This is a genomic window from Bradyrhizobium sp. KBS0727, from assembly GCF_005937885.2.
GTDB lineage: Bacteria > Pseudomonadota > Alphaproteobacteria > Rhizobiales > Xanthobacteraceae > Bradyrhizobium.
Map to the genome: position 1 here is coordinate 5,803,549 of NZ_CP042176.1, position 24,271 is coordinate 5,827,819.

Sequence of the window (24,271 nt, forward strand, 5' to 3'; positions counted from 1 at the left end):
GAAGTGGCAGATCTGTCAAGCTGCCAGCTCCGATCGGGGATAAAAGAGAGGCCGGAACGCATCTGGCGCTTAACCGTGTGAGCTTGTCAGAAGTTGGCTAGTGCTTTCCGCGAGCCGGGCCGCAGGCCCGGCGAGCCGCGGGCGCGGAAACGCGTCCGCCGCCGATCCGAAACCCGGATCGGCGGAAAATCACAAATTTGAGGCCCTCAAGAACGCGAAGCCGCGCAACCTGGCTTCCGGTTGCGCGGCCCAGCGATTTAGGTGGCGCGTTCCAGCAATCGCTTGGCCCTGCCCTCAAGCTCCAGACGCGCGTCCTGATGGGCCTTGCCACGCGCCAGCGCGGTGATCCCCTGCACGAAGTCAAACACGCTTTCCGGTGGGCGACCTTCTTCATGCAGTACGGTCTCGATGATTTTCACCGTCTCGGACTTGGAAAACCCGCGCTTGCGCAAAAAACCGTTGCGGTCCTCGTCGCTGCGGGCGACAATCCGCTCGCGCGCAACCTTGATACCGGCGATGAACGGCGCGGGCGACGAATCGGCAAAGCGCGTCAACGCGGGAGCTGCCTCATGCGCAAAGCGTTGGGCGGCAAATTTGGAGTGCCGGATCGTAATTTCCTCAAAATTCTCGACGCCCCAGAGGTTGCGGTTCATGCAGACGGCCCGGAGATAAAACGAGGCAATGCCGAGCGTCTTCGATCCAACCTCGCTGTTCCAGCAATAGAACCCCCGGAAATACAAATCCGGCGAACCGTCTGACAGGCGACCCGCCTCGATGGGATTGACATCATCAACCAGAAACAAGAACACGTCGCGGTCGCTGGCATAGAGCGTCGTGGTGTCCTTGGTAATGTCCACAAATGGGTTATGCGTCATCGTGTTCCAATCGAGCACGCCCGGCACCTTCCACCGCGTATCTCCGGTCCCATTGCCTGCGATCTTCATGACGGCTGCGACAAGTTCGTGATCCCAGATGCGGCCATAATCCGCACCCGTGACGGCACGAAGCTCGACGCGACCGTCATCGGCCTCCAGTGTTTTCACCAACTCGGCGCGGTGCGACAGCAAGCCGTGTTGCAGATTGATCCCGGCCAACGGCGCGGGAAGCTGCCGCATGTAGGATGATGGCGCGCCGACGAGACTGCATAACTGCCCAAAGCTCCAATGCGTCGGCGCGACCGGTTCGTCACGACCCGGGACGATCAGGGCCAGCCGCTCGGCGTTGTCGCGGCTCACCTCCACCTTTACGGCGCGGCTCTCCACGGTACGGGTCTTCGCGCGTTCGGCGCGGCGGCGCACCGCGTCATAGAGATCGGTCAGGCCGAGATAGCGCTCGTCATCGGGTCTGGAAAACCATTCCGACGACACGCGGCCGACACGTTCGCCGCGCGATATGTCCACGCGAAAGCCAGCTGAAACAGGCTGCTCGATCTGGGTCAGGGTTATCATCGTCATCGCTCATTCTCCTTCTGTAGCTGGGTTAAAGCGCAGCGCTGCGCTGCAACCCTGCCCGTCGGCGAGACCGGGGTAGCAAGGGCAAGGGCGGCCGGAGTGGAGGGGGATCACCCGCCCGCAGGGACGCGCGACGCGCGCGCGTCTGCACGCGCCTGGCGCTCATGGCTTCATGAAAATTCTGCGGCGGCGCGGAAGACCGGGGAGACCACTCCGGCCGGCGACGGCTTCGGCGCTTCACCCTTGCGCGCGCGGGGGCGGAGCCCTTAGCGATCGTCTTGCAAACAAGCAGACCGCAGGTCTTCTCCTCTCCTTCCTGTTCCGTCGTGGGCATGAGCGCAGAAAAAACCCCGCCTCCAAAGAGGCGGGGCGCGTCGATCCGGTTGGATCAGTCGCCGTTGCGGCGGGACCAGATCAGCGTGAAGCTGTCGTCGCCCTCCCCCTTCACCAGCGAGGCGTAGATCGGGGCCGGGAAGCTCGGATCGTCGAGCTTGACCGAGAGATATTCGCGATCGGTCTCCCGCGCGGTCTTCTTCCAGGCGGCGCCGAACTCGGTGGCGCCGGCGATGATGCGATAGTCGGGCGCCTTGTCGTTGTCCTTCACGGTGGCGACGAACTTCGCCTTGACGTTGAGCGTGAGCGTCTTGACCGAGCCGGTGTAGCCGTTTTCCGCTGCGGTGAAGGTTCCGATGGTAGCCATGGTGGTCTCCGTTCTGTTTTCGGGCCGCGACCATCGCAGCCTCGATGGCGGTCCTTGGTCCGGGGAGCGATCGGCCCGCAGCCGTCAGGCCCGCAGCGCAGCGGAGGACGGCGGTAGACGGCTTTTTTGCCTCGCGAGGAATGCCGCCCCTTCGCGGCAGGGGAAAAAAGCCGGCGTAGCCGTTGCGGGAAGGCGATCGAGGCGAAGCCGTCCCTCGGGCCTGATCCGTCCATTCGTGGTTGCGTTGGTGCGAGCCCATCAAAACAGAACGGCGACCACCATGGGTGCCATCATCGTCGCCGCACAAGGATATGGCATCACCGGTCGCACAGAGACTTGCGCGTGTGGATCAACGAAAGGCGAAGGCGTAAGCCCAACGAACGACCGCGTATGATTTCGCATCGCGGCGCGGCCGACCGCACCGCCTTCACCCAGGAGCGGCGGAGTCGAGCTTGCAATCTCGATGTCAGAGATGGCCGACAGGTCCGCCACGATCTACGCTTCGCCGGTCAAGGATGGGGGCGACGACAGCTTCACGCTGATCTGGTCCCGCCGCAACCGCGACTGATCCAACCGGATCGATGCGACGCGCCGTCCTTCGGGGCGGGTTCACGGGCGCTGACCACAACGCGCCCTGTCCCATCGGTTTCAAGCGAAAAAGCGTCTCGCTTTCTTTGAAAAATGCACCCGATCGAGAGTGTGAATATCATGAGGTTGGCCGCGCGCCTGAAGGCGCGCGGCCAAAAATTTCGACAGTCGCACGACAAGCCGGAACCGCGTGAGCGGTCCCGGCCATGCCCGCTTACTCGGCGGCGACAGAGTACGTGTCAGGGCTCGTCTCTGTGACGGCATCTGACTGCTGTGGTTCGGCAGGCTCTTGGACGGCTCGCGATGTCCGCATCAGCACGGGCAGCCAATCCGTCGCAGCCAGCAGTTGCTCGGCGGCTTCCGCCATGTCCGGCTTCTTCATGTCCGCCATACGGTCGGCCGCTTCGTGACTTACGCTTTCCCGCACTGCCTCCAGGATACGCGCCTTGGTAATGCGCCCGAAATAGCTCCGCACGGTCGGCCGCCAGTAGCCGGTCATGTCGAGCGAGACGGCTTCCGCCAATTGGTTGGCTGTCGCCAGGGTTCGTGGTTTCCGCTCCCAAGGCAACTTGACCGCGTTGACCGTCAGCGCGACGCAATGCGCCAGCAACGCCAACCGGCTGTCGTGATCAAGTTCGGACACGAACGTCCACAGGCTGGTCACGTCACGGGGCATTTGCCTTGCCCAATTGGCATGACGATCCGCCCACGCCTTGCCAGCCGGGGTATCCTCGATCCCATCCGCATGCGACGCCAGCGCCATGTTGACCGGATGAATGCCGACCACGTGCGCTTCCGCCCCGAGATAGTAGATTTGCGCGGCGAGTGCATGGGTGATGGTAACGACGGCGACTTCCGGCTGTTCGCTCAGATTGAGCCGCAGCCCCAAAGTGCGATGGGCGGTGAGGTCACGAACAAGGATGTCCGACAACGGACTGTCGTTTTCTTCCTCGTCCGCGGAACTCTGATCCGCCTCCCCGTCCCCATCCTCCGCCGACCGGCCGTCACCACGCTCGTGGTCGGCGCTCTCCGAAGCAACGCCCGCCTGCTCGGTTTCGGGTTGGGGTTTTTCATCCTCGGTTCGGATGAATCCGCGTTCAATCCGCACGGTGCCGTCATGGTTGAGGATGACGAAAGCCCCGCCGCGGGCGATGTAGTCAGGGTCATAGGCCTGCCGCTTGGCTTCCAACCGCTCGATCTCGGCCTCAAGTTCGCCAAACCGCGCGTCCGCGTCGTCAGGAAGTTCCTCGGCCGTCTCGTGCTGTTCGGTCAGGCTGTTGAATTCGGCCTGCGCGGCATCAAGGGCGGCCTGATCTTCCGCCGAAAGCTCCACCGGATGGGGGTACGTCCGGCGCAGACCATGGGCGTGCGGAAAGTCGAGATGGGCTTGGGTCCATTTCCAACCTTCGGCCTCCCGCAGGGCATCTGCCGCGCGCCCGAGCTTTCCGGTCACCAACAGATCGAGCAGCGCCACGTCCTCGAAATAGCCGCCGCGATCCTCCGTAAAGAGGTCGCGCAGGATCGCGCCGCCCGCGTCCGTGTAGGCCTCCGTACCGACAAAGATCGCCCGGCGATCCGTTGCGGCCACATGCGTCTCCGTTAACAGCCGGCGGATGGTGCTGGCATCGCGGTTATACGACAATCGCTCGTACACCGCTTCCTGCCGGGCATGATCCTCCGCAATGGCGAAGGCCATCAACTGGTCCAGCGCCAGACCGCCGTCGCGGTAGATTTGCATCAGCTTGGGTGAGACCGCGCCCAAGCGCAGGCGCTGCCGCACCACATGCGGCGTCACGCCAAACCGGGCGGCGATTTCTTCCGCGCCGAACCCGCGTTCGTCGGCGAGCTTCGTGAACGCCTCGAACTGGTCGGCGGGATGCATGTTCTCGCGCGTGACGTTTTCATCGAGGCTGATTTCGAAGGCGTCGTTCACCGTGTCGATGACGCAGCGGATCGGTTCGGTCTTCTTGATCTCCTTGCGCTTGACGCGCAGAAGCTGCGCCAGCCTGCGGCCTTCGCCGATGCTGACGAAATAGAACCCGGTGGCCGCGCCATCCGACAGTTCCGGCTCGACGACAAGGTTTTGCAGGATGCCTTTGGCGGCGATGCTGGCTGCATAGGCCTCGATCGACGCCTCGCTGTGCGGGGTCTTGCGGGCGTTCTTCGGCGACTTCTTGAGCTTGTTGAGCGGAATGAAACGCTCAGTTCCGCTGGCCGTGGCGATTTCGACATTCTTGACAGACATGATCAATCTCCTTTTAGGGCGTGGGTGCAGAGCGCACCTCGCGCCTGCACCCCTGCCCGTCGGCGAGACCCGGGTAGCAAGGGCAAGGGCGGCCGGGACGGAGGGGGATCACCCGGCCTGCACAAGCGGATTCCGATGGTGGAAGCTGTCCGGTCTTTACCTCCGCGCGGAAGGTCGGGGAGACCGCCCCGGCCGGTCCCGGATCTTCCGGGACTTCACCCTTGCCCGCGCGAGGGCGGAGCCCTTAGCTCCCAAACAGAAAGAGGGCGTCTGCGCCGCAGCGAAGCGGAGGCCAGTCGGCAGTCGCGAGACCGGTTAAGAAGGCACCCGAACGAAGGGCAGTGATAGCGACGCCGGCATGAAATGACGGCGGGACCGAGGGCGAGTGCCTCCGGCGAGCGACACGTTATCGCGCGAGGGATCGAAGCCGAAGGCCGAGACGCAGCTTTGCGGCTCGGTTCACGAGAGCCCGGCCCGCACGCGAAGCGCCCTGCGGGTGGCGCCCCAAACTACGACAGGAGCTCCAGAACCCTCTGTTTCAGGATCGGATCATCCAGGCACACCGCCCATTCCAACAAAGTCTGTCGGACCGTCGTGGCCAGCACGCCGTGAAGTGCCAGGCGGTCCAGAACAAGCGACCGGTCGGTTTCAACCCGCGCCACAGTGAGGTCGGCGAACACCCGCACATCATAACCAAGCCTGACCCCTTCCAGGGCCGCGATGAAAACCTCTTCCTCGAGCCAGGCGCCGCCTAGAAAAATAACGCCAACATTTGATGCCGCGAGCGACGCCGTACACTCGTGGTCGCGCCACAAGGAAAGGCCGTCGATACTTACCGCTACGATCGAATGAGCGCCCCCATCCGAAATTTGATTTGGTTCATATTCGCCGACGGCAAGCTGAGTGACGCCGAAGGCATCACGACATACCGGAAGCAAAGCCAGGCTCGCGCGGCGACGCGCAGCGAACTGGGCCGGCATAGTGGCCTCTTCGCCGCGCGTCAGATTGATCAGAACAACTCGACTATGCCGCGGGTCTGCTAGCATTGGCGCACACTGAAATGACGAGTCGCTCTCAACAACGCCGGCACATCGCGATCTTCACGCCGCCGTCCTGAACGAGTTCGGCGCAACGAGCACCGGACCCGTGACGTCGGCATTTTGATACATCTTCTCAAGCGATTCATCGCAGGCATGCAGAAACCCGGCAAGAGCCATGGTTTTACCGATCTGATGGGGAGCAGCGATGCGTTCAAGCGGCCAGCCAGCGCGTCGGAGAATGCGCTCCATCCGCGTATCCGTGACAGTGACGATGCCGTCGGCGTCCACAGCACGCAACGCCTCGATCATGGCGGCAAACAAAATGAACGTTGCGCGGTTGAGACCGTTACCTGCGAGTTCGGCTGCAAGCTTGGTATCCACACAAAACCGTGAGCTTTCGAGGATTCTTTCGCTGCGCGGTGCGGCCTGGCCACCGAGCAGAACCGGAAAGGTGTCGGCAAGCATCGTCGGCCCGGTAGTCGGGAGCAGCCGAACACATCCAACAACCTCACTCGCACCAGACACGACCAGAAGATAAGTGGGATTCAGCGCGTCATAGATATCGAGCTCCAGTTCGCCGGAAACTGATACGGACCAATCGAGCCGCTCCTTGAAGACGCGACGGCGCAGCCGGTACATCGCAGAAAGCAAATCAATGTGCTGCGCAAATTGCCGACTATTCAGCGCGGTGACATGCATATTACCCTCCTTCGAAAAACAGGAAGGCAACAAAACCAAGAAATCCCGCCACACGCGCCTGCTAGATTTTACAGGGGGGGTGACTAGGACGCGAGAAAGACGAGCAAGATCATCTAGTTTGGAGAAACTATCGCGGATTGCAAGTATCAGCTCCAGACGTCGGCTATCATGCCGACATCTTGAGGCTACATTCCGTGAACCGAAAGGTCAGGGTAGCAACCCACGGCGCATCGCCTCTGCCACACATTGTGCGATCGATGATGCGTTAAGTTTCTGGCGCGCTCTCTCAAGATGGAAAACGACAGTTCGCGGCGCTATTCCCACGAGAATCGAAACATCGGCTATAGTCTTTCCACGGGCAGTCCAAGCCAAGCATTGCCGTTCACGTTGAGTTAAGACGATTTTTGCGCCCGACGGGCCAACACTCGTTCCGAGCCTGGTGGTCACGTGTGTGTGGAAGTATAACCCAACAAGCCGAAGGACATCCCTGGACTCCGTCATTAGACGTTCGGTCGGTTCAATCAGCTCATCTGTGGCAAGCGTGAATGCAGCCATCCGGCCGAAACCACCTCTGATCGGGACCGTGATACCGGATTTTATGCCAAACGTGGTTGCTTCCTCAAAGAATTTACGTTGCTCCCGAGTCCCCGCGTGTACTGACGACCCTCCACCCCAACTGAACAGGTCATGCTCGCGGCTTGCCCTGCGAACGACTGGGTCGAGCCGTTGATAGCCGAGATCAAAGTATCGACCGGTCCAGGATTTCGGATATGAGGAAATCAGAGTCGGCGTGTCGTCAGTCAAGCGCAAGTACGCGAACCGTTGAAAGCCGAGTTTCTGTGCTACGCGTGTCGCAACTCGCTCAAAAGCGATTTCGTCATCCGCCGTCTGTATTGCATCAATGAATTCCTGGAAGGAACGCTCGATCGGTTTCATGTATCTGCTGTCACTCAATAGCGACATGGTCTCACCGAGCCGCCGATATCGGTGTTGGTCTTCTGCCGTCCGTGAAGAATGATCATCAGTTGATGTCGTGCCGTAGCGCTCCCGTTGAACCATCACTGGCATTCGTGGGCAACCGCTTCACTGGCAGGACAATTCAGGCGCCTTCCCCAAAAATGTCTTTCGTTGCCCGCCATCTCAATCTTGCCGACTCGGACGTCCGGCTTTTAGGTGGCGGTAGGTAGGGCAGGCTTTTCAATGAGTGTAGCCGGAGGCGCAAACCAAAAATCGTGCATCGACGAATAGATTTTATGATGAGACTCGTACGGAACGAATAACCTTTACCGCTTCACCTCAGGTTTTGTTTAGGCTCGCGCCATCTTTCGTGCGGCACTTTTTCAGCATTGCTGATATCTCCGGATAAGCCGCACAGCGGCTCGTCCCCCGGGAATTCTTCGCGGGATCTATGAAGTTGCAGCTGCATTGTTCGATACGGACACTTTGTCCGAAGGATCGTCCATGTTTGCGGGTCCAATCGGCACCAAGGGACTTTCGTTCGGTGCGATCACCAAAGCCGCTTCGACACGATTGCGGCCGCCTTGTTTTGCACGATAGAGGGCCGCATCAGCTGACTGAAGCAGACTTTGCGGCAGTTTGATACTGCCGCCCAAACGAGCAAATGCCGTTGAGACGCCCGCGCTCACGGTAACCCAACCACGATCACCCGAATTGCCTGCGCGCGGCAACCGGAGTGCCTCGACAGCAGCCCGCACGCGCTCGGCTATCATCAGTGCGGCCGCCGCGTCAGTATCAGCAAGTATCATGGCGAACTCTTCGCCGCCGTATCGAGCTGCCAAATCGCTGGGGCGTCGCGCGGTCTTGATTAAGACCTCAGCTACGGCGCAAAGACAACCATCGCCGGCTTGATGGCCGTAGCAATCATTGTACTGCTTAAAATGGTCCAGATCGAGCATCACAAGTGACATCTCTATGCCGTTCCGGAGTGTATGGTGCCACTCTCGATCCAGCGCTTCATCGAAGGCGCGCCGATTTGCCAGACCCGTCAAGCCGTCCGTGAGAGCCATCGCCGAGAGCTTTTTCTCCAGGAGTTTTCGCTCGGTGACGTCCCGCATCGTAATCACGATTTCATTAGCTTGATCCGTCGCCGGGTCGCGGACAATCCCACCGTTGCCTTCCACCCAGAGAATGCTACCATCTTTCTTTCGAGCACGAAATTCCAGTCGGCCACTATTCTCCTCTGAGGAGAATGCTTGGACGACAGCGGCCATGACGATCGGCAGATCCTCCTCTAAGACGAGAACAGTCGGAGAACGACCGATCAGTTCTTCCGGTGCCCAGCCGAGTACTCTCAACGAAGAGGGAGAAACGTAGTTAGCCAATCGATCGCGGCCCATGCGAACAATTACATCGCTGCTCGCTTCGGCCAACACCCGAAAGTCGGCCTCTTCCAACTTTGTCACTGGCGCACTGCCGAAATAGGATGCTTGTGCCACGAACGAGCGGCGCAGGTTTCGAAGAATGGAAGGTAGCCTTTTCATCGCCAAGCCTCGGAGGCACGTAGGGAGAATCCTCTAAATGATCATCAAATTAAACGACCACCATCGTTTAACTTGTGTTTGACAATCAATCGAACCGCCCCTTTTTCGGGATCGTAGTGTAGGTGAAGTTTAGATTTCCTTCCCCCTGGAATTTTGTTAATCACAAATTTGGAGCGCGCGCTGAGGCAGGTTGCGGCCGATGCCTGAGTTCTGCCTGGCGACCGCCCAACGAAACGACGCGACTCACATGCGATTTCCATGAAAGCGGGACGATCCGTGGCTCTGGGCTTGGTTCTGTTGAAGCTCTGAGATGCCAAAGCCGAGGCATTGAACAATGGATCGCCGACCATCCGATCTGCTCTCCTACCGTTAGAAAAGTTCAAACACTCCCATGAAAGCGCGCACCGAAAACGGCAACCAGTCTCTTATTCGCGGCCTCAGAATTCTTGAGTCGTACACGTCGTCAAAGCAAGGTTGGGGCATTCGCGAACTAGGTCGCGCCCTGGATATCGATGCGGCGACCACCTATCGGATGGTCTCGACGCTCGCGGATCGCGGATACTTGGAACAAAATCCCGAGACGCAGAAATATCACCTTGGCCCAAAGGTCGTCCAGCTTGCCGCTAACTATGCGACACACAACTCACTGATCGAGATTAGCTTACGCATCTTTGCCAAGTATGAATCCCAGTTTCCATACAACTTCTACGTCGGCGTCATGGGCTCCGATGACGTGACCTATATCGCGGTCTACGAATCACGCGGACCGCTAAAAATCACCACCGAGGTCGGACAAAGCGTGAGCCTCTTCGGCTCAGCGATGGGCCGCCTGCTCATCTCCTTCGAGAGCGACGATTTCATCGAAAACCTTCTCGCAAAGAAGCCTATTGAAAAGATTACGCCGCTAACCCTCACAAGCCCGAAGGACCTGATGCGTCAGATCCGTCAGATCCGAAAGAACGGCTACGCAGTGAACCGTGGCGAGATTTACGAAGAGATCGCCGCAGTCGCGACACCGATTACCGGGTTCGACGGAACCGTCGTCGCCGGCCTCGCCCTGTGTTTCCCCCTTCATTATCTTGACACCAAAAAACTTGACCTCGATGAGACTATTCGCCTTGCGCAAGTTATCGCGGACGAGCTCTCGGTAGCGAACCGAAGCACGGTCATTCGACGAAACTCGCAGCATCGATGACCTGCAGAACCCACAAATTTTCGAGGCGAACCGGAGGTCAGCCGAATATTTGGGCGCTCTTTGGGACAATGAACGGATTCTCGACCTAAGCAGCGCCCGATTCCAAACTCGTAGTATAGCGCTTTAGTATTGACCACGGCGGCTTCCGACCCGATTCTACCTGGGCGCCGAGACTGTTCCGACCGAACCGTTATCATCGTAAATTCGGGGCGCGCCTCGCTACAAGGCGATTGAACGATTGAATCAGATATGGTTCGCATCGGTAACACCGGCCTACACGATCGATAGAGGCTTGGGTGGCCTGTTTGGCGATACCCGCCGCACGCGCGATGCGGCGAACTTCCCCCTCCTGCCTCTACGCGGCGAACCCAAGCGAACACCGAAGGCGTCGGGACGAAAGTAGGCCGACGCAAGCGCCTGCTTGATCGCCGCCTCCACGCCTTGTCAACCATTCTCGTCAGCTCGCACCGCGTTCCGGCAAGGCGAGCCCGCTCAAGGTAGCCACAAGCGCCGCAGTGCCGTTCGCCTGCGATGGATTGTTGGTAAGTCTCTGCCGACGCAGCGCGTGGAACGGCAGCTTCTGTTCGGTACGGCGCTCGCGATTTACGGCGTCGAAGCTGCTGCTATCCGTGAAGCAATTCACATCCTCCGCCGTGGCCTCGAAACGCCCGTCCAGATCGTCCCCGATCGTTCTCCGCTCCAACCGGTGGCCAGGCAACGATCGGCTCGTCTGTTTTACTTAGTAAAACACGACTTCGATTTCGCGATGCCGAGGTCGCGAACGCTAGTGCAGAAACCGACCAATCTCCCGTTCAAACGGCTCGTTTTTGGGCTGATTTTGGCCTTGTTCGTCTTGACGTCAGGTACTTGGGGTGATTGTATAATAGAAAAACACTGTTTTATATATTGAAACATGAAACCAAATAGGAGGGACGCCATGAAACATGCTGAAAAGCTATTTTGCTGAACCGTTGAGCTAACTGGATCAAAGCCGCCCCTTTAACAGGGAGTGAGCGATCGTTATTCGTTAACTAGGAGGAGATTAGTGATGGGGAAGAGCTGGCTCAGCGTGAGCAGGATCGCTCTAGGGGTAGCGTCCGTTATTACGGGCATGAGTTATGGTGCTGCGGCGCACGCGGCAGACGTGGAATTTCCGCTGAAGGCACCACCGATAGTGCCGGACCTGACTTGGCGCGGAATCACGGTCATTGGTGCAATCGACATCGGGGGCCAATACGAGCAGCATGGGACGCCCTATGCCGGCGGCATCGGGAGCACAGCATCTCTGATTTCACCTTATAGCGGAAATTCTCGGTGGCTCTTGTCTCCTAACCAGTCGTTGCAATCGTACATCGGCGTCAAGGTCGAACAGCCGCTAACATCAGAACTGAAGTTTATCGCAAGAGCGGAGATGGGGTTCAATCCGACGACCGGTGACATTACAGATGGTCCGCGGAGCCTTCAAAAAAACAACGGCATTCCGTTGGCCTCGCAAACCGTAAATGCCGACAGTGCTCGAGCCGGGCAGATACTCAACGGTGAGGCGTGGGTAGGTTTTGAAAGCAAGCCTTGGGGCACAATTCATGTCGGGCGAAATAGCAGCGTCTCACTAGACATGATCGGGGCGTATGACCCCCTCGCATCCTATGGCTTCTCTTTACTGGGTTATGTCGGCATTCTGGCCGGACAGGGAAGCTCCGAAACGGCCCGCATCGACCAATCGATAAAGTATCTTAATAGCTACGGTCCGTTCCGTACTGAGATTATGTACGGGCGTCCGGACACGAACGCGAAGGATTTCGTGCAAGGAACTATCGGTTTCGTAAAGCCCAATTTTTCGGTCGACCTCATCGCCGGGCATATCAACGATGCTGTAGGCCTTGCTGCTCTAGGAGGGCCGGCCAACGTTGGTTCAGTCCTTCTAGGTGCTCGCGTTTTCGATACGGACATGTACGGAGCGTTTGGCAAATACGTGTTTGATGTTGGTGGAAATGGGCCTCTCACAACGTCAGATTCGAAGTTTATCGTGAGTGGCGGATATCAGCGTCTCACTTTCTCGAACCCAGCAGACGGCGGGTATGCGCCGGGGCACACTACAATTGGCGGCTATCAGATCGGTCCCGTGTTCTCAACGAACGGTTCACCCGGTGCTGGGGTCGTCAACTACGCCTATACAGGTGGTGATCGACAGGTAGACATCGCCTTCATTGCTGGCAAATACCAGTATGATTCCCAACTGTCGTTTGCCCTCGCGTATTATTGGCTCAACCAGAACAGCTTCGGGTTAGGGGTCAACAGCATTCCAGGCATTGTAGCCCCGGCATACTCGAGCACAAAGTGCTCAAGCAGTTCCTTCACCAACTGCGCTGGCTCCGAGAACGTCGTTTCATTCCGAACTGACTATCGGTGGACGAAGAACGTTATGATTTATGGAGGATCTACCTACTCGAAAGTCAGCGGTGGAATGGCGTTCTCATATCTCAACACATCCACGTTTGTGCATACTGCGGGCGTCAGACTCACCTTCTGATGAAGCTAGGGATGGGCAGCGCTCGGACAGACATGGAGGTCGTGTAGTCCGGCGACTTGCACTCAAATTACCACCGCGGATGGATGCCCCCATCCGCGGAGCCTGGCGGGGTGAGGGACCGACGTCGGCCCCTCACTCTGATGGTAACGCCTGCGCTGCGGTTGGTGTGGTCGCCATCAAGCCAGCACACTAGATTCCAGGCAGTACGTTGAGAGTATCGAAGTTGAAGGACGCAGCTTAGCGGGTCAACCAAATCGATGGCGACAAGCCAACACTGCCAGCGGCGCGTTACATTCGACGTGCAAACGCTCAACGCCTATCGACAGATGACGGTGCTGATACCACCCGGATGGCCGATCCCGGTTCGCGAACAATCGGTGCATGAGCCGGACAGGATCATTGCATCAATCAAGACATATGAGCCGGATCTTGTTCTGGCCTTTCCGAAGAATTTCGTCGACATGATTAGGCATGGCTTTGACGCGCAGTATGTATCAAGCGTTGCAGGGCCGGCTGTCCACGGGGGATCGCCGGTTGGTTTGCCATTGCAAGCACGCCGATGGCAAGCCGCTAGGATCGCTCAACGTTGAGAATATTGGATCATCGGAATTCCCCTGTGCAGCGGCAAGTGGGCGGTAAGGCAGATCCACAGACAGGGCGCGCATTGAACGACGTTCCAGACGTTCTCGTTCGGCTCGTCCTGCCCTTCCTGTTTGTCGTGTTGTACAGCTCGGGCTACATCGCCAGCAAAACCGGCACGTTCTACACGGGCCCGATGACGTTTCTCGTGTTGAGGTTGCTGATTCCGATCGTCTTTCTCGGCATCATCATAAAATGGACGAAAGCCCCGTGGCCGAAGACAGCGTTGGAGACGCTGCACATCGCCGTCGCCGGCATACTTCTTCATGTTGTGTGTTTTGGAGGAGCGCTGCTGGCCTTTAAGTTCGGGGTCGAGGCGGGCGTCGTGGCCCTGATTTCGGGGGTGCATCCGGTGTTGATAACTGTATTGGCAAGCCTCATGCTGGGGGAGCGAAGCAACCGATACCATCAGATCGGTCTGGTTGTCGGCTTGCTTGGCGTGGTTCTCGTGGTCTGGCACAAGCTGGAGAACGGCGTAGGTTCGAGGGTTGGATTTCTCGCGGCCGTGTTAGCCTTGTGTGGGCTCTCTGGAAATGCGCTTTACCAAAAGCGCTTCTGCCAACAGATGGATCTGCGCACCGGTTCGATAATACAGCACGTGGCCGCTGCGTTGTTTGTCGCCCTTCCAGCGATTTGTCTGGAGGGCTTCTCCGTCAGTTGGTCCTTGCCGTTGGGCATTGCGCTGCTGTGGTCCGGTGTTGTGTTGTCTTTGGGTGCATTGATGATCTTCTTTACGCTCATTCGGCGCGACGCCGTGTCAAAGACGCAGGCAGTATTCTTCCTCGTGCCTCCCACGACGGCTATTCTCGGGTGGATGTTTTTCCGGGAGCTGCCCAGCTCGTTGTATCTAGTTGGACTGCTGCTCACTGTGGCAGGAGTGTCCATGGTCAACCTTGTGCCTACCGTCTGCGCGACTGGCAAAGGGGATGCATGAAGACGCGCGCGGCAGCGCTCCTTCGTAAGTTTGGGCTGACGTTATTCGATGCCGCATCAAACCTACGAGGCTACGAGCTGATGCTCGTTGCGACTATACGGCTCTAGCTTTTGTATGGCAAAACTCGTGATTCCGGGGACGAGACTGCAAGACTTTTTGCTCCAACAGTACTAGATCTAAAACGCGACGTAGCTCCGTTAGCGCCGGACCGTCGTCCGCCGCCTTCAGATCCGTCTTTCTCCGAGCCTGTTGCTTGCCCGGGGTCTACCCGCGCGGCCGTTGCGGGACGTAATGATTCAGATGACGCGAAAATATCCCATCATTCCGCTCTCTTGGTGTTCGATGACGTGGCAATGAAACATCCAATCGCCGGGATTATCGGCTACAAAGGCGACCTCAGCCTGTTCTTTTGGTAGCAGCAACAGCGTATCTGCCTGATGTTGCGGTCTGCTTTGCTTGTTGGAGCGCAGCAGTTTGAACGTATGGCCATGAATGTGGATGGGATGAACGAACGGCGAGTCGTTCGTCAGCGTGAAAATATAAGATTGTTCGCGCCTCAGCACGGCCAGCGGCGGCGGCAAACGCGCATGATCGCCATCAGGCCAGGGCAGACCGTTAATCGTCCAGAAGATCTTGGAACTGATGCAGAGCGAACCAAGGGTAGTGCCCAGTGTATCCTCCGCCGCCGAAATGACTTCTCCTGCATCGCTGGCCCGAAATAGAAAGTTCAGCCGCTCCGCATTTTGGAGGTTCGGCTCGGGAATCCGCGAAGCGCGCAATGGCGCGGGATTGAAAGCCGTCTTGCGTCGGGGAGCGCCCTTGCCGACGAACTGCGCGAGTTCCACGCGCTTCGGCGGGGATTTGTCAACCAGCCGGGCGAACTTCCCTTCTGAAGGCGCGCGCAGCACAAGGTCGATACGCATGGCGGGCCCCATCGACCAGAGCTCGAGCGGGAACGGCTGCACCGCAAGCCCGTCGATCGCAACAATCGCTGCTTCAGCGTCCTCGACTCCGATCTGCATCACCCGCGTTGGATCGGTGTTGATGACGCGCAGACGGCAATCGCCTGACGCAGGCAGGGGTATTTCAGGATTTCTGGCGCCATTGGCGGTGCGAAGCGCCCCATAGGTGCCCGCGCGCGCTGCCCCGCGCAGCGTGTAAAAGTCGCTGAACTGCCCGGTTTCAAGGTCGACCTGCCAATCGCGCAGTAGCAGGACGTTATCACTGTCGTATGGTTCAGTGGTGTCGCCGTCCACGATGAGGATGCCCTCGAGGCCGCGACCAAGCTGTTCAACCGTGTTGCAATGCGTGTGAAACCAAAACGTGCCAGCATCGGGCGGTATGAAACTGTAAAGGAAGCTCTCACCGGGCTGCACTGGGGCCTGAACAAGGTAAGGTACGCCATCCTGATCATTTGGAAGACGGATGCCGTGCCAATGGATCGAGGTAGATTCTTCTGCTCGCGGAAGCCGGTTTTCCAGCGTCGCTTCCAGCCGGTCGCCCAGGTTGAGGCGAATCACCGGCGGCCATTCGCCCTCGGCGAAAGTCCACATCGGCAGTGAACGCCCGTCAAAGCAGGGCAGCGCAATGGCCCGCTCGGCGGCGGTGAAGTGAACGGCAACCGTCTCGCCGTTGATCATCTCGACTGGGGCGCCGAGCCTGCGGGTGTAGCGGGGCCGAGCGCTGGACGCCGCGAACGCGGCTGCGGTTCCAATGCAAGCCACACCAGCTACCAATTGCCTACGCGTCAACATCGGGCTTCTCCGGCGCTGTCAGGTCTATGACGATCAGACAAAATCATTTCTTCAACAACGACTCTAGCGTGGGGTTTGGCTCATTGGCTCGTTTGACGGGCGGCAGCGTGCGGACATACGCGACGACGGCGTCTAGATCCTCGGAGGTCAAATTCTTCAAGAAGTGATAGGGCATGAGCGGGATGAGCTGATTGCCATCTCTATCGATTCCCTTCGTGATCGCGCGCTTCAGCTGCTCGTCGGTCATGTTGCCAATTCCGGTTTCCATATCGGATGTGATATTGCGCGATTTGACGAGCGCGCCCGCGAATTCAAACACAACGCCGCCGGCGCCAGTTTGGTGCTCGTAGTCCCGCTCCGGCCCAACCTGCGGTGTATGGCATTCCAGGCAGTACGCCGCGGTGACGACGTAGCGACCATAGGCGACCTTGTCGCTCTTGGGCGGGGCAGGCTCGCCCTTCGCGGCAGGTCTCGGCTTGAGCGGAATCTTGTATTTAGGTTCAGGCACTTCATTATGTATCGGCTTCATCGTGCGCAGATATGCGACGATCGCTTTGGCATCGTCGTCTGACAACTTGTTGAGCATGTCGAACGGCATAGGCGGCCCGAGCGTCTTACCCTCCTTGGTGACGCCTTCGCGCATGGCGCGGATGATCTGCTCATCGGTCCAGCTGCCGATGCCGGTGTCGTGGTCTGGAGTGAGATTGCGCGAATAGGTCACAAAAGCCGGACTTGTGAATTTTTGACCGCCGGCGAGAAACTTGCTCATGTCGGCCAGCAAATCGGGTCCGCGCTCGGTGTGGCAATTGCCGCATAGAGCTGGGCCCTTGACCAGATATTCGCCGCGCGCCACCTGCGCCTTCTGATGCTCGACGTTAGCAGACCGACTCTGGGCACTGGCCGGCAAGGCAAAGATTAACGCTCCAATGCCGATAGTTGCGCTGATTTTGACTCGCATGGTCGCCCCCTCGGATAGATGTGCCCGTGGCATCACAATCGTCACGCCTTGCGCCAGTTGGGGAGAATTCGCAGCACGTTCTCGCGCTCGATCAGCTTGAGATCCGCCGCGCTGAACGCGGTCGCGAGGCTTTTCACATGGTCCTCGGACGTGCGGTACGGAAAATCGCTACCGAACACCACTTGCGACACCGGAACGAGTTTGACCAATGCGCCGATCGTCACTGCGCGGGCGATCTGGGCGGTGTCATAGTAGAAACGTTGTAATTCCTTGTCGACCGCCTCGCGGGTGAACCTGTCCTTGTAGGGCTGGGTCGTCACCATCTGGACCTGAAGCCGCTCGGCGATGGCGGTCAGGACGCCGCCACCATGCGAGAAGATAAAATTAATGTCCTGGTAGCGCTGCGAGGTGCCGCTGAAGATCAGGCTGGCGATCGTGCGGGTGGTATCAGTGCCGAATTCGACAGTCGCGTCGGGCAGGCCTTGGACCAGATTGACGCAGCAATTGGCCCCGGTCGGGTGGGTGTATACGGTCGCCTTGCGCCGATTCAGTTCCTCCCAGATCGGGGCGAAATGCGAATAACCAAGCCATTTGTCGCCGTAGCTCGTCATCACGCCGATGCCATCGGCCTTCAGGACGTCGAACGCGTATTCAATTTCTTTCAGACTCTCGTCTATATGATGCAGCGGCAGCATCGCGAAGAAGCCAAACCGCCCGGGATGATCAATCGCCAGTGTCTTTGCGTATTCGTTTGACCCGCGCGCGACGCGCGCGGCTTCTTCTCTACCGAGGAAGCCAACCTGCGGAGTTGTCGGCGACGTTATCGCGGTTGCAACGCCCCCTTTGTCCATGTCGTCAAGTGACTTCTGGATCGTCCAGTTGTTGACAAGGGGGTCGCCCAAGCCCGCCTTCTTCAGCGCCTCGACCCAGATTGGCGGAGCAACGTGATGGTGCACGTCAATGGGCGGGGCAACGCCTTGGGCGTCGGCCTTGGAGATGAAGCGGATGCCCGAGCCGCCCAGGACAGCAGTCCCAAGCGCAGCGCTCGCCTTAGTGAGGAATGCACGACGCGACCGGTCCGCCGGCGCCGGCACCGATTGCGGGCCACAGCAATCGCATCGCGGAGTCAGCAAGCTACTCATAATCGTTTTCCCGTTCGATTTTATGATTGGACTGGTCCGAGACGCCTACGAAATGCTGCTGTCGTGTCATAGCGCTCCCGTTGCTTCCTGGGCTGCACTACGTCCCCGGGGAACGCCGCAGCGCTGTCCCTCAACGACATCGATCGCTGGAAGAAGCTACGGCCCTTCGAACGAATGGACGAGCGCAAGCCGAGCGCACGCCAGTTCGTCGTTCGAACAGAAAGATAGTCCCGAGCCATCATTGGCATTCGCGTCGCTGGCCGGGCAATTCAAGCGCCTCCCCCAGAAATGTATTCCTTTGCCTGCGATCTGATCTTTTTCGGCTCGGACGTTCGGCTTTTAGGGAACGGTCGGCCGCCTGCTCTTCAATCCGCCAGCCCCGAAGCACAATCAAAAAAACGCACTTCGAGAATTGGATATTCTAACGATCATCGTGGGAGCGAATGACTTCTTCAACTTCGCCTCTTAATCTTGCTTAGGATCGCGCCATCTTTCGTGCTGCGCTTTTTACAGCGCTGATGATCTCCGGATAAGCCGCACATCGGCACAGATTTCCCGCCAGATAGTTCCTGATTTCTTCATCCGTCGGCATCGGATTTTCTTCCAGCAGCTTGTGCGTCATCAAAATAAAGCCCGACGTGCAGAAGCCGCATTGGAACGCGCCTTCGTCGATATACGCCTGTTGCACCAGGCTCAAACGACCGTCGCGATCGAGGTTCTCAATCGTCTCAACGGACTTGCCGTCAATGAATGCAGCAGGGCACAGGCAACCTGAGACCGCGATATCATCGACGATCACGGTACAGCAGCCACACAGACCCTGGCCGCAGCTTTCGCGGGCGCCGTGGAGATCCAGCCTGTTCAACAACTCGACAAGGTTTTCATGGGTCTGAACGAGCATTTCGGCCTTGCTTCCATTCAGTACAAAGCTGATCGACTTGGCGTGCTGATTCATCTCAATCTCCGATCGGGTTTCCGGCCTTGAGGCGGATTCCCCTCAACACGCTTTCCGCGCTCAGCGGCAGGTCGGTCAGGCGAATGCCGACCGCATCGTGAATCGCGTTGGCGATCGCTGGCGAAACGCCGAATGTCGCACTTTCTCCGACGCCCTTGGCGCCGAACGGCCCACCGCTCTGGTTGGCCGCGACGATGTGGTTTTCGATATCGGATGGAATGTCGTGAATGCCGGGTATCTTATAGTCGGCGAAAGATGCATTCGTGACCTGGCCCGCGTCGAACTCCATGTTCTCAAACATGGTGAAACCAAGCTGCATGATTGCCGCGCCGGACAATTGCGTTTCCACGATCCGGGGATTGAGCGGCCGGCCCATGTCTGCGGCATTGATGAGCTTCGTCAGTCTAACATGTCCGGTCTCGGTATCGACCTCGATCTCGACGCCGGTGCCACCCACCATCCAGAATGGCGTGATGTTGTCGGACATTCCCGTCGCGGGGTCGGGCGATTGGTAGGTCGGAATATAGCTGCCGACGCCCATCACGTTGCCGGCCTGCATCCCGTACTTCTTCTTGAATATCTCTCGGGTCTCTAGATTTGCGCCTTCCGGCACCCCGACGCTCCGCGCCAGTGCTTCCAGCTTCTGCTTTGCATCCTCGGCCGCCAGCTTGACCGCGTTGCCCATATGGTAAGTCGAGCGCGAACCGAGCGTCGCCATATCGTAGGGCGTCACATCGGTGTCCGGATGGATCACCCTAATGGTCTCAGCCTGTACCCGCAGCACCTCGGCAACGATTTGGGCCATCGCCGTGTCGGACCCCTGTCCCATATCCACGGTGCTCATATGAAGCGCACAACTGCCGTCAGCATAGATATTGACGAAAGCGACCGACGTCGTCGGTGAGATCGAGGCCTTGAATCCAATCCCCACCCCACGGCCACGGCGCACTGTTCCGTTGCCGCGGTCGAACGGCGCCGACCAGTTCATCCGTTCGGCGACTTTCTCCAAAACCAGGTCGATAGCGGCGTCCTTCATTATGGTGCCGGTCGCCTGGGGGAGTCCTTCGCGCAAGATGTTCTTGCGGCGGAATTCCACCGGGTCGATGTTCAACGCGCGCGCGATCAGATCGGTATGGCTTTCATAAGCCCAGACGAGCTGCGGGATGCCGAAGCCACGCAAAGCGCCAGCCGGCGGACGATTCGTATAGAGCGCGTAGGAATCGATCGCGACGTTCTCGATGTCGTAGGGACCAGGAGCGGTGAAGCCCGATTTCTGGGTGACCCGTGGCCCAATATCGGCATAGGCACCTCCGTTCCAGTAGACGGTGCACCGACGACCTGTCACCTGCCCGGCTCCGTCGACAGCACTTTTGATCTTGAGGGTCGTCGCATGTTTGGTGATGGTGTAGAATTGCTCTTCCATCGTCAGCGACAGCTTGACCGGCCGCTTCGCGAGAAGTGCAAGCGCAGTAACCAACGCCTCTAGCTTGATATAGAGCTTGGCGCCGAAGCCGCCGCCGAGATGCGGCACCTTGACCTGCACCTTGTTCTCAGGCCATCCGAGCAGTCGAGCGATCTCGATACGAACAAACGAAGGACTCTGCGAAGCAGTATGGATGGTCAGGCCGTGCGGCGTCGGTTCTGCCAGCGAGACCATCGGCTCGAGCGGCGTATGCATGACCGGCTGGGTACGGAATTCATGCTCGAACACATGCGCCGCGTCTGCAAATGCCTTCTCCACGTCACCACGCTTGAGGTGAAAATCGAGTGCGATGTTCGTGTTTTTCTTGCCGTGCAGATGCTTGAGGTCCGGAAACGTACCTGCCGGCTTTAACACGTCGTGAACAATAGCCTTCGTATCCATCGCTTCGACTTCATCGAAGACCGCAGGGAATTCCTCGTATTCAACTTCGACAAGTTGCGCCGCCCGCTCCGCGACATGCGGGTCCAGCGCAAGCGCGACAGCAACTGGTTCACCGACATACCGTACCTTCCCAAGCGCCAAAATCGGTTGATCGTGGAACGCGGGACCGTAATACGGCTCCGGTATGATCCTTTGAATGTCCTCGCCGGTATATACCGCAAACACACCGTCGACTTGTCGCGCGGCACTCACGTCGATACTGACGATGCGGCCATGCGCCATGGAGCTCCGCGCAACCTTTGCAACCAGCATGCCCGGTACGCGCATGTTGTGAACGTAGTCTGCGCGTCCGGTGACTTTTTGACGGGCTTCGAGCCGCGGGAGTGAGCGTCCCACCTGCCCTGCTGGCATCGGCTTATGGATCACTGGGCTACTCCCGCTGCGACCTGCTGCAAAGCACGTCGCACATACACCCGCACCAATTCCGATTTGTAAGCGGCCGAACCGCGGGAATCCCCGATCACTTGGGCTTCGGTCAAGGCGGACTCTGCTGCACGCTCGAATGTGGCCTGGTTGACCCGTTGACCGCGCAAGACCTTCTCGGTCGAAGCGAGGCGCGTCAATTTTTCCGTCGCTGCACTGATCATGAGCCTGACGTCGCCGATGATCTCGCCCTCGATGCGAAGTGAGCAGGCGATACCGAGCGCAGGCCAATCGTCGACCGACCGAGTCGTGCATTTGATATACGCTGATGACCATCCGGCCTGGGGCGGCACATCGACGAACGTGATGAGCTCGTCGCGGTCCAGGACGGTCTCATAATAGCCGCTGAACAGATCTTCGATCATGATCTCGCGCTGACCGGACGGGCCGACGATGATCGCCTTCGCGCCCAACGACGACAGCACGGGCGGCAGATCCATATGCGGATCACCGTGCGCCAAATTGCCGCCGAGCCGCGCAACATTTCGCACGCGCACATTCGACAAGTGACGCATTGTCTTTTCAATGACGGGCGCCACGCGGCGGACCTCGTCGGAGCGCTCGATCTGCGACAAATTGGCGAGTGCGCCGATCCGCAGACTCCCATTCGCGCCGCGCTCGATGCGTGAATATTCCGATTCGACCTTTTGCAGGCTAACGAGGCGGCTTGGACGGAATACGCCGGACTTCATCATCAGCATCAAGGCGGTACCGCCCGAAATCGGCCGAACTTCCGGGTCTTCCGCATCAAGAAGAGCGATCGCTTCTCTTAACGTCTTCGGCTCCGCCAATTCGAACGATATCATGTTTCGCTCCTGGCGTTCGTGACCTGGAATTTGGCCTGGATGCGAGATGCAAACTGACGCTCCATTTCCTTGGCCTTCGATTTGAGGACAGGCTGGCCGAGACTGCCAAGCTTGCCTGTCAAAGCCACGTCCAGTTCGTAGTGCACGATCGTGCCGTTTCCCACGGCTTCGAGATTGGCAGCAGAGGTCGCGGTAAGGCGGCCGACCATGCCCGTCGGCGTACCCTCTACTCTGGCAACCACGCGGGCGGGTTCGTCTAGCTCTACGATTTCCACGGAAACGACGAATTTGAACTTGATATAGGCTACCCGCGTCTCGAGCGTAGCGGTGTAGTGGCGGTCGTCGAGTTCAACTAGATCTTGAACGCCATCAACGCAGGACGCAAAGAAATGCGCGTCGCGCAGCTTGGCAAACACTGCTGCGCGTGGCGCCATAACTTCAATTTTTCCGGTAAACTTCATCCTATGCCCTTTTCCAGCAGGAAATCGATCTCCGCGGCAATGCGCTCCGGAAACTCGAGCGGCGTCAAATGACGGCCGCCGGAGATAATGTTCAGTTCCGATCCGGTGATTCCTGCGTTCAGCGCTTTGGCCATTTCGATCGGCGTTGCATAATCCTGTTCGCCTACGGCTATGCGCGTTGGCATCCCGAGGGTGCCAAGTTTCGGTCGGAGATCGAATGCGCCCATCATGCGGCAGGTCTCAGCATACGCATTGGGATCAGTCTTGATAAAAGTCGCGACCGTTCTATCGACGACGCCAGGATTACGCGTCCTGAAACCGTCGCCGAACCAGCGGGTCTTCTGAAACTCGACCAGGCTCGCCATGCCGTCGGCGATGCCGCGCTGCGCGCGCTCCTCCCACTGCCTCGGCGCGTCGACTCCATACCACGCCGTCGTATCGAACAACCCCAATCCGGTTGTCTTCGCGGCGTTGCGAGCGGCGAATGCGATAGCGACGGATCCACCCATTGATGCGCCGCCGATGACAGCCGACGGCCAGTCAATCCCGCGCAGGACATCGGCGAGATCGTCAGCGAATTGTTCGACGGAGTAGGGACCAGGCGGTTTGTCCGATGCGCCGTGACCGCGACAATCGATCATCAGTACCGCCGCTTGCTTGGACAAAATCTCGGCGACCGGCCGCCAGAATTCACCGTCCAGCGCCAGCGAATGCACCAGCGCGACACGGCGACGGCCACTCGTACCGGCCACAGCGTAAGAAATCGAAGTTCCGTCACGAACGACGAGGGATGCCCGATGTGGAGTTGGAGTGCTCAACGGTTGATCCGATCTGAACAGGATAGGCGTCGCAAACTTATATACTCTGCGACGTATTCCGCTTTTGGCGGATCGCGGGTAACGACTCAATCGACAAATTCTAACCAACACATTAGAAACGCTAATAACGCTCTAAAGATGTTAGATTGAGATCAAAACGCCGACCTGTCGACGCGCTGTTCATTGGAAGTCACGGCCGGACATATCAATCTCACCCACCGCTGGTTCTGCAGTGGTCAGATGACAGGGCGCCCGATCACTCACCTTCTCAACAAGCCGTCATGAGGGCGTGCGTTTCACGTCGCTCCGCGCGAGAGAGCGAACATAGCCGAAATCGATGCGCATATCTTCACCGCTTCAAAGCACAGCCGGATCCAGCCTTGCGCTTGGCAAGGCTTGCGCCCCTCTTCTAGAAAGCATTCATTTTTGAGAGAATGTCGTCGGATATTGAAGGCGCTCAGTCAATTAGGGTGCGTACTCATAAAATCTGCTGCTAAGAGTAGGCGCG

Annotated in this window: 18 protein-coding genes; 3 read left to right on the top strand and 15 right to left on the bottom strand. The window is 58.6% G+C overall.

Going from position 1 to position 24,271, the window contains the following annotated elements:
• Positions 1–257: 257 nt before the first annotated feature.
• From FFI89_RS27275 to FFI89_RS27310, 7 genes are all read right to left on the bottom strand, one after another.
• Entirely contained in the window at positions 258–1,448 is a 1,191-nt protein-coding gene (locus FFI89_RS27275) for a DUF932 domain-containing protein (RefSeq protein ID WP_210249165.1), read from the bottom strand.
• A gap of 391 nt (positions 1,449–1,839) precedes the next feature.
• Positions 1,840–2,151, bottom strand: coding sequence for a DUF736 domain-containing protein (locus tag FFI89_RS27280; RefSeq protein WP_138830630.1), 312 nt, complete (start codon positions 2,149–2,151; stop codon positions 1,840–1,842).
• 802 nt (positions 2,152–2,953) lie between these two features.
• Complete coding sequence (locus FFI89_RS27290; protein ID WP_138830631.1) at positions 2,954–4,984, bottom strand: ParB/RepB/Spo0J family partition protein; 2,031 nt, start codon at positions 4,982–4,984, stop codon at positions 2,954–2,956.
• Positions 4,985–5,493: 509 nt separating this feature from the next.
• On the bottom strand, positions 5,494–5,964 hold the full coding sequence (locus FFI89_RS27295; protein WP_138830632.1) for a hypothetical protein: 471 nt from the start codon (positions 5,962–5,964) through the stop codon (positions 5,494–5,496).
• A 120-nt stretch (positions 5,965–6,084) separates the two neighbouring features.
• Positions 6,085–6,723: an acyl-homoserine-lactone synthase gene (locus tag FFI89_RS27300; RefSeq protein WP_210249031.1), complete on the bottom strand. Its 639-nt coding sequence runs from the start codon at positions 6,721–6,723 to the stop codon at positions 6,085–6,087.
• 207 nt (positions 6,724–6,930) lie between these two features.
• On the bottom strand, positions 6,931–7,659 hold the full coding sequence (locus FFI89_RS27305; RefSeq protein ID WP_168213060.1) for an autoinducer binding domain-containing protein: 729 nt from the start codon (positions 7,657–7,659) through the stop codon (positions 6,931–6,933).
• 470 nt (positions 7,660–8,129) lie between these two features.
• Positions 8,130–9,224: a sensor domain-containing diguanylate cyclase gene (locus FFI89_RS27310; protein ID WP_138830634.1), complete on the bottom strand. Its 1,095-nt coding sequence runs from the start codon at positions 9,222–9,224 to the stop codon at positions 8,130–8,132.
• Between the two features lie 391 nt (positions 9,225–9,615).
• On the opposite strand from FFI89_RS27310, the gene FFI89_RS27315 reads away from it, so the two are divergent.
• The 3 genes from FFI89_RS27315 (at position 9,616) to FFI89_RS27325 (ending at position 14,522) form a co-directional block, all read left to right on the top strand.
• Entirely contained in the window at positions 9,616–10,419 is an 804-nt protein-coding gene (locus FFI89_RS27315) for an IclR family transcriptional regulator (protein WP_138830635.1), read from the top strand.
• A gap of 1,048 nt (positions 10,420–11,467) precedes the next feature.
• A complete protein-coding gene (locus tag FFI89_RS27320; protein WP_138830636.1) occupies positions 11,468–12,949 on the top strand; it encodes a porin in 1,482 nt (493 codons plus the stop codon).
• Between the two features lie 664 nt (positions 12,950–13,613).
• The gene (locus FFI89_RS27325; RefSeq protein WP_168213061.1) at positions 13,614–14,522 is read left to right on the top strand and encodes a DMT family transporter; all 909 of its coding nucleotides are present in this window, start codon (positions 13,614–13,616) and stop codon (positions 14,520–14,522) included.
• A gap of 296 nt (positions 14,523–14,818) precedes the next feature.
• On the opposite strand, the gene FFI89_RS27330 is transcribed toward FFI89_RS27325, so the two are convergent.
• The 8 genes from FFI89_RS27330 to FFI89_RS27365 all read right to left on the bottom strand — a co-directional run bounded on the left by FFI89_RS27330 (position 14,819) and on the right by FFI89_RS27365 (position 23,661).
• Entirely contained in the window at positions 14,819–16,162 is a 1,344-nt protein-coding gene (locus FFI89_RS27330) for a multicopper oxidase family protein (RefSeq protein WP_246669268.1), read from the bottom strand.
• Positions 16,163–16,319: 157 nt separating this feature from the next.
• Positions 16,320–17,234: a cytochrome c gene (locus tag FFI89_RS27335; protein WP_168213062.1), complete on the bottom strand. Its 915-nt coding sequence runs from the start codon at positions 17,232–17,234 to the stop codon at positions 16,320–16,322.
• A gap of 41 nt (positions 17,235–17,275) precedes the next feature.
• On the bottom strand, positions 17,276–18,376 hold the full coding sequence (locus FFI89_RS27340) for an amidohydrolase family protein (protein ID WP_138830640.1): 1,101 nt from the start codon (positions 18,374–18,376) through the stop codon (positions 17,276–17,278).
• Positions 18,377–18,851: 475 nt separating this feature from the next.
• Positions 18,852–19,331, bottom strand: a complete 480-nt coding sequence (locus FFI89_RS27345; RefSeq protein ID WP_138830641.1) for a (2Fe-2S)-binding protein — start codon at positions 19,329–19,331, stop codon at positions 18,852–18,854.
• 1 nt (position 19,332) lies between these two features.
• Positions 19,333–21,621 carry a xanthine dehydrogenase family protein molybdopterin-binding subunit gene (locus FFI89_RS27350; protein ID WP_210249032.1) on the bottom strand — a complete coding sequence of 763 codons (2,289 nt, stop codon included), beginning with the start codon at positions 21,619–21,621 and terminating at the stop codon, positions 19,333–19,335.
• Complete coding sequence (locus FFI89_RS27355) at positions 21,618–22,484, bottom strand: xanthine dehydrogenase family protein subunit M (RefSeq protein ID WP_138830642.1); 867 nt, start codon at positions 22,482–22,484, stop codon at positions 21,618–21,620. The genes FFI89_RS27350 and FFI89_RS27355 overlap by 4 nt, the downstream gene beginning before the upstream one ends.
• On the bottom strand, positions 22,481–22,945 hold the full coding sequence (locus tag FFI89_RS27360; RefSeq protein WP_138830643.1) for a CoxG family protein: 465 nt from the start codon (positions 22,943–22,945) through the stop codon (positions 22,481–22,483). The genes FFI89_RS27355 and FFI89_RS27360 overlap by 4 nt, the downstream gene beginning before the upstream one ends.
• Positions 22,942–23,661: an alpha/beta fold hydrolase gene (locus FFI89_RS27365; RefSeq protein ID WP_246669269.1), complete on the bottom strand. Its 720-nt coding sequence runs from the start codon at positions 23,659–23,661 to the stop codon at positions 22,942–22,944. The genes FFI89_RS27360 and FFI89_RS27365 overlap by 4 nt, the downstream gene beginning before the upstream one ends.
• Between the last annotated feature and the right edge of the window lie 610 nt (positions 23,662–24,271).

Excerpts from the sequence above, each read along its gene's own strand:
- FFI89_RS27275 (WP_210249165.1), bottom strand. The coding sequence starts at position 1,448 with ATGATAACCCTGACCCAGATCGAGCAGCCTGTTTCAGCTGGCTTTCGC.
- FFI89_RS27280 (WP_138830630.1), bottom strand. The coding sequence starts at position 2,151 with ATGGCTACCATCGGAACCTTCACCGCAGCGGAAAACGGCTACACCGGC.
- FFI89_RS27290 (WP_138830631.1), bottom strand. The coding sequence starts at position 4,984 with ATGTCTGTCAAGAATGTCGAAATCGCCACGGCCAGCGGAACTGAGCGT.
- FFI89_RS27295 (WP_138830632.1), bottom strand. The coding sequence starts at position 5,964 with ATGCCGGCCCAGTTCGCTGCGCGTCGCCGCGCGAGCCTGGCTTTGCTT.
- FFI89_RS27300 (WP_210249031.1), bottom strand. The coding sequence starts at position 6,723 with ATGCATGTCACCGCGCTGAATAGTCGGCAATTTGCGCAGCACATTGAT.
- FFI89_RS27305 (WP_168213060.1), bottom strand. The coding sequence starts at position 7,659 with ATGAAACCGATCGAGCGTTCCTTCCAGGAATTCATTGATGCAATACAG.
- FFI89_RS27310 (WP_138830634.1), bottom strand. The coding sequence starts at position 9,224 with ATGAAAAGGCTACCTTCCATTCTTCGAAACCTGCGCCGCTCGTTCGTG.
- FFI89_RS27315 (WP_138830635.1), top strand. The coding sequence starts at position 9,616 with ATGAAAGCGCGCACCGAAAACGGCAACCAGTCTCTTATTCGCGGCCTC.
- FFI89_RS27320 (WP_138830636.1), top strand. The coding sequence starts at position 11,468 with ATGGGGAAGAGCTGGCTCAGCGTGAGCAGGATCGCTCTAGGGGTAGCG.
- FFI89_RS27330 (WP_246669268.1), bottom strand. The coding sequence starts at position 16,162 with ATGATCAACGGCGAGACGGTTGCCGTTCACTTCACCGCCGCCGAGCGG.
- FFI89_RS27335 (WP_168213062.1), bottom strand. The coding sequence starts at position 17,234 with ATGCGAGTCAAAATCAGCGCAACTATCGGCATTGGAGCGTTAATCTTT.
- FFI89_RS27340 (WP_138830640.1), bottom strand. The coding sequence starts at position 18,376 with ATGAGTAGCTTGCTGACTCCGCGATGCGATTGCTGTGGCCCGCAATCG.
- FFI89_RS27345 (WP_138830641.1), bottom strand. The coding sequence starts at position 19,331 with ATGAATCAGCACGCCAAGTCGATCAGCTTTGTACTGAATGGAAGCAAG.
- FFI89_RS27355 (WP_138830642.1), bottom strand. The coding sequence starts at position 22,484 with ATGATATCGTTCGAATTGGCGGAGCCGAAGACGTTAAGAGAAGCGATC.
- FFI89_RS27360 (WP_138830643.1), bottom strand. The coding sequence starts at position 22,945 with ATGAAGTTTACCGGAAAAATTGAAGTTATGGCGCCACGCGCAGCAGTG.